Raw genomic sequence first — 4662 nt, forward strand, 5'->3', positions numbered from 1 at the left:
TGGGAGAGGCCCTGACCCAGGCGCAGCGCATCGGCATTGAACGCGAATTCCTCGGCGGCCTGCTGTTCGCCGACGCATCGGACCATGCAGAGCACACCACGGCACTGTTCTCGCTGCTTACCCGCAACCATTCCCGTCGGATGGGCGCACTCGGCCTCACCGCCTGACCCGCGCCTGGCCTCGCGGCTGGCCCTGTGGGGCAGGCGGCTCGTGGGAGAGGCCCTGACCCAGGCGCAGCGCATCGGCATTGAACGCGAATTCCTCGGCGGCCTGCTGTTCGCCGACGCATCGGACCATGCAGAGCACACCACGGCACTGTTCTCGCTGCTTACCCGCAACCATTCCCGTCGGATGGGCGCACTCGGCCTCACCGCCTGACAGGCGGGCGTGTCGACCCTCTCCCGACCTGCCCTAGAGGGCGCCGAAACCGACCCGCCGCTGCTCCTCTGCGCCGATTTCAACATAGCCGAGGACCGACGCCGGAACGATGACCTGGCGACCCTTGCTGTCGGTCAGCCGGAGCTCCGTGCCGCCCGTGATGGCCTTCGACGCGATCTCGGCGATTGCCTCCGCCGTTTCCGAGGATTCCAGGACAATTTCCCGGTTGACGTTCTGGATACCGATCTTTACTTCCACGGCGGGTGCCTCCTGTGTAGTGAACTCGAACCTCTTGGAAACCTACTCTAGATTTCTTTGGGGAAACGACTAATTCCGCGCCAAGCTAAACGGTAGATAAGCTCGCTGGCGGAGTCGATATCGAGGCTGCCGTCCGTCTCAAGCCAATAGCGGGCGCTGACCTGGGCCATCCCTGCAAGGCCCCGCCCCAGCAGGGTGGCTTCGACGAGGGACAACTGGGTGTCTTCCGCAATGATGCCGGCGATCGAGTTGGCGAAATGGGCGTTGAACTCCTCGAGCCTGCTGCTCACGTCGGGGTCGTTGCTGACATCCGATTCGAAGACGAGCCGGTGTGCCTGGCTGTCCTGGGCGATGAACTGGAAGTAGGCGCGCATCGTGGCATGCACCCGCAGTTTGTTGTCCTCCGTGGACCGCATCGCGTCGACCAGCAAGGAGGTCAGTGCTGCGAGGTGGCTTTCGAGCAGCGCCAGGTACAGCTCGCGCTTGCCGGGGAAATGCTGGTACAGGACGGGTTTGCTGACCTTGGCCGCCTCGGCGATATCGTCCATCGCCGCTCCGTGAAACCCGTGCGCCACGAACACCTCGTGCGCTGCGTTCAGCAACTGGCGCCGGCGTTCGTCCCGGGGGAGCCGGAGGGCCTTGCCTCCCGGTGCTGCATCTGCGCCCATGTGCCGCACCCTTTGCTCGCTGCTGTTGTCCGCCCCCAGTTTACCCACGCGGCACCTTCACCGAGGTCCGGGTGGGCCGGAGGATAGCCGAAGGAATAGATTGGGGCATGAGCGTTTTCAGCGCGTCCGAGGACACCGTCATCCTGCCCCCGCTGGTCGAGCCGGCCGGCGAACTTACCCATGAGGAAGCGCTGCGCTATTCGCGACACCTCATCATCCCCGAGTTCGGGATGGTGGCCCAGCGGCGTCTCAAGAACGCCCGGGTGCTGGTGATCGGAGCGGGCGGGCTCGGCTCGCCGGTGCTGCTGTACCTCGCCGCAGCGGGAGTTGGATCGCTCGGAATCGTCGATGACGACGTCGTGGAGCTGTCCAACCTCCAACGCCAGGTGATCCACGGCGTCGGCAACATCGGTGGGACGAAGGCGGAATCCGCCCGGCAGAGCCTTTCGGAGGTGAACCCGCTCGTCGAGGTGCAGCTGTTCCCGGAGCGCCTCACGGCCGGCAATGCGCTGGAGATCTTCGCCGGGTACGACCTCGTAGTGGACGGCACGGACAACTTCGCCACCCGCTACCTCGTCAACGACGCCGCTGCCATTCGCGGTATCCCCTATGTCTGGGGGTCGATCCTTCGGTTCGACGGCCAGGTCAGCGTCTTCTGGGAGAAGCATGGGCCGGGTTACCGCGATCTGTACCCCGAGGCCCCGCCGCCCGGCTCGGTCCCCTCATGCGCCGAAGGTGGTGTGCTGGGAGTGTTGTGCGCCCAGATCGGGTCGGTGATGGCCAACGAGGTCATCAAGCTCATCACGGGAATCGGCAGGACGCTGCTGGGCCGGGTGCTGGTGTTCGATGCACTCGACATGTCGTGGCGTGAGGTTCGCGTGCGGCGGGACCCGCGGGCCCTGCCCACCACCGAACTGGTGGACTATGACGCGTTTTGCGGGCTGCTGGCGGCGGACGGAACGGCAGAGCCGGTATCAACCGTGACGGTGGACGAGCTCGCCGTGCTGCTCGGGCAGCGGGCGGCCGGGGGAACGAACTTCAGCCTGCTCGACGTGCGGGAGCCGGGTGAGTACGACGTCGTGAGAATCGAGGGTGCCGAGCTGGTTCCGAAGGACCGCATCCTCGGGGGAGAGTATTCTCCGGCAGCGGACAGGCCGGTGTATGTGCACTGCAAGGCCGGCAGCCGTTCGGTCGACGTGGTCCGGTACCTCGCGCAGCACGGCTACGAGCGGGTGTATTCGGTGGAGGGAGGCATCGTGGAATGGGTGCACCGGATTGAACCGCACAAGCCCGTGTACTGAGCCGGCGTGTACTGAGCCACCTGGTCGCACAGCAACGAAACGGTGCACCACCACGGCATACCACCACGGCATACCAGCACGGCGTACCAAAACGGCCGAGGCAAGGCTGCCGCATCATACTGCCGCACCACGACGGCCGCCCGGAATCTGTACCGCTACGCGGATTCCGCCGCGGGCGGCGAATGGTCGACGGGGCACCGGGCTGCGTTGGGCTCCGGAGCCTCATCGATCGCGGCGAACGACGACTCTGCGCCTGTTGCGTCGGGTCGTGCCGGAGAAGTGACCGGCGGGGCGACGTCGATCCCGTAGAGCGCCTCGAGCCCGGCAAGGTAGTCGCCGGAGCGGCCCTCGGCGGCCAGTTCGCGGGCACGGACCGTGGGAACGTGGAGCAACTGCCGCACCATGCGACGAAGGGCGAACTCCACCTCTTCGGCTGCTGCCGTACAGCCGTGCTGGGCCCGGACCCGTTCCATCTCCGAATCGAGCGCCTGCTGGGTATGCTTCCGGAGCGCGACGATAGCGGTATTCATGGCCCGGCTGTTCTGCTGTTCCTCGAAGCTGCGGGCGGCATCCCTCACGAGGCGTCCAGCCTCCTGAAGGGCGTCGGCCTGCTCCTCCGGAGCGGCGAGGCGGACCGACTCGAGGGTGATGAGCTCCACGTCAGCCAGATTGGCCACACCGGGGTCGAAGTCATGACTCAGGGCGAGGTCGATGACCACGAGCGACTGAGCCGCGCCGCGCCGCACCCGCTCGAGGTCGGCCTCTTCGATCCGCGCGTCGCTTCCGCTGCAGCCGATGACGATGTCGGCCTGCCGCAGGGCGGCCTGCAGTTCCCCGGCGGAGAGCGCGGTGCCGCCACGCGTGGAGACGAAGGTTTCAGCGCGCCCCGATGAGGAGAAGACCGAGACGCTGCTGCATCTCTTCTCCTTCAGCAGTGCCATCGTGGCACCGGCGTAGGCACCCGTTCCGAAGAGCACGACCGACTTGCCGGACCAGTCGGCGTCCCCGGAGACGTCCCCGGCAAGCTCGAGGGCCACCGAGACGATCGAGCGCCCCTGGCTGCCGAGGACCGTCTGCGCGCCGACGTCCTTCGCAGTGCGTGAGGCGGCCTGGAACAGGCGGATCAGACCGGTGCTGGCGGTGCCGGTTGCCTGGGCCTCGATCAGTGCGCGGCGGACCTGTCCGGCGATTTCCCGCTCACCGACAACGGCGGAGTCGAGGCCGGCGCTGACGGCGAAGAGGTGCTGGGCAACCGCCTCGCCGGTGTTGGTGACGAAGGAGGAGGACACCGAGGCGGCGGGAATGCCGGAGTAGTCACTGATGGTGGACACGATGGCCGAGCGTGCGGCTTCGACGTCCTCTTCGGACGGAGCCTCGCTGTAGATCTCGAAACGGTTGCAGGTTGCAAGCACGACGGTGCCCGACACCGTCCGTCCGTCGGCGAGCACGGTGGAGAGAACCTGGGGCGCCCCGACGCTGAGCCGGGCGACGGTTTCCAGGTCCACGTTCGAGTGCGTCGCAACAAGGGATAGTAGAACCACAACTCTCCAAGCATAACGAGCGGCGGTTCGCCAGCAGTAATAGGTATGCCTTACCCGTTGCTTGTCCCTCGTGGAATTCCGCGGAGAATGCGGGTGCAAGGCGCACGTGAGATTGGACACCAGTGCGCGGAATGGGGGCCTGGGGTTAACCATCGACGGCGATCAACGGCAGAATCGGGGTATGAGTCTTGGAGCAGCACACCCGCTGATGGATGGCCGCACGGCCGAATCAGCCCTCATCTCCGCCTACCGGGGGCTTCCGCCACGCCGCCGCCCGGTGTGGTTCATGCGTCAGGCCGGGCGGTCCCTGCCCGAGTACCGGGCCCTGCGCGAGGGCACCAACATGCTCGAATCGTGCCTGGACCCTGGAATGGCGTCCGAGATCACCCTCCAGCCGGTGCGCCGGCACGACGTCGATGCCGCCATCTTCTTCTCCGACATCGTCATTCCGCTCAAGCTGGCGGGCGTCGACGTCGACATCGTGCCCGGCGTCGGGCCGGTGCTGGGCTCGCCCAT

At 66.5% G+C, this 4662-nt stretch carries 5 protein-coding genes and 1 pseudogene; 3 read left to right on the plus strand and 3 right to left on the minus strand.

Features of this window, described 5'->3' with window-relative positions:
• Positions 1–165: 165 nt before the first annotated feature.
• Positions 166–378 (plus strand): annotated as a pseudogene (locus tag Y704_RS23375) (ferritin-like fold-containing protein); the annotation flags it as partial.
• A gap of 33 nt (positions 379–411) precedes the next feature.
• Here Y704_RS23375 and Y704_RS0109215 read toward each other — a convergent pair.
• Positions 412–636, minus strand: a complete 225-nt coding sequence (locus Y704_RS0109215) for a DUF3107 domain-containing protein (protein WP_026549907.1) — start codon at positions 634–636, stop codon at positions 412–414.
• 47 nt (positions 637–683) lie between these two features.
• Positions 684–1304: a TetR/AcrR family transcriptional regulator gene (locus Y704_RS0109220; protein WP_051476865.1), complete on the minus strand. Its 621-nt coding sequence runs from the start codon at positions 1302–1304 to the stop codon at positions 684–686.
• Between the two features lie 107 nt (positions 1305–1411).
• On the opposite strand from Y704_RS0109220, the gene moeB reads away from it, so the two are divergent.
• The gene (gene moeB, locus Y704_RS0109225; protein ID WP_026549909.1) at positions 1412–2605 is read left to right on the plus strand and encodes a molybdopterin-synthase adenylyltransferase MoeB; all 1194 of its coding nucleotides are present in this window, start codon (positions 1412–1414) and stop codon (positions 2603–2605) included.
• A gap of 155 nt (positions 2606–2760) precedes the next feature.
• On the opposite strand, the gene Y704_RS0109230 is transcribed toward moeB, so the two are convergent.
• A complete protein-coding gene (locus Y704_RS0109230; RefSeq protein ID WP_026549910.1) occupies positions 2761–4146 on the minus strand; it encodes a glutamyl-tRNA reductase in 1386 nt (461 codons plus the stop codon).
• Between the two features lie 181 nt (positions 4147–4327).
• Between Y704_RS0109230 and Y704_RS20125 the strand changes: the two genes are divergently transcribed.
• Positions 4328–4662, plus strand: a 335-nt coding sequence (locus tag Y704_RS20125; protein ID WP_275451061.1) for a uroporphyrinogen decarboxylase family protein, incomplete at its 3' end; no start/stop codon positions are given.

It is taken from the genome of Arthrobacter sp. Br18, assembly GCF_000520555.1.
Lineage (GTDB): Bacteria > Actinomycetota > Actinomycetes > Actinomycetales > Micrococcaceae > Arthrobacter_D.

Coding starts and splice junctions, on each gene's coding strand:
- Y704_RS0109220 (WP_051476865.1), bottom strand. CDS start 1,304: ATGGGCGCAGATGCAGCACCGGGAGGCAAGGCCCTCCGGCTCCCCCGG.
- moeB (WP_026549909.1), top strand. CDS start 1,412: ATGAGCGTTTTCAGCGCGTCCGAGGACACCGTCATCCTGCCCCCGCTG.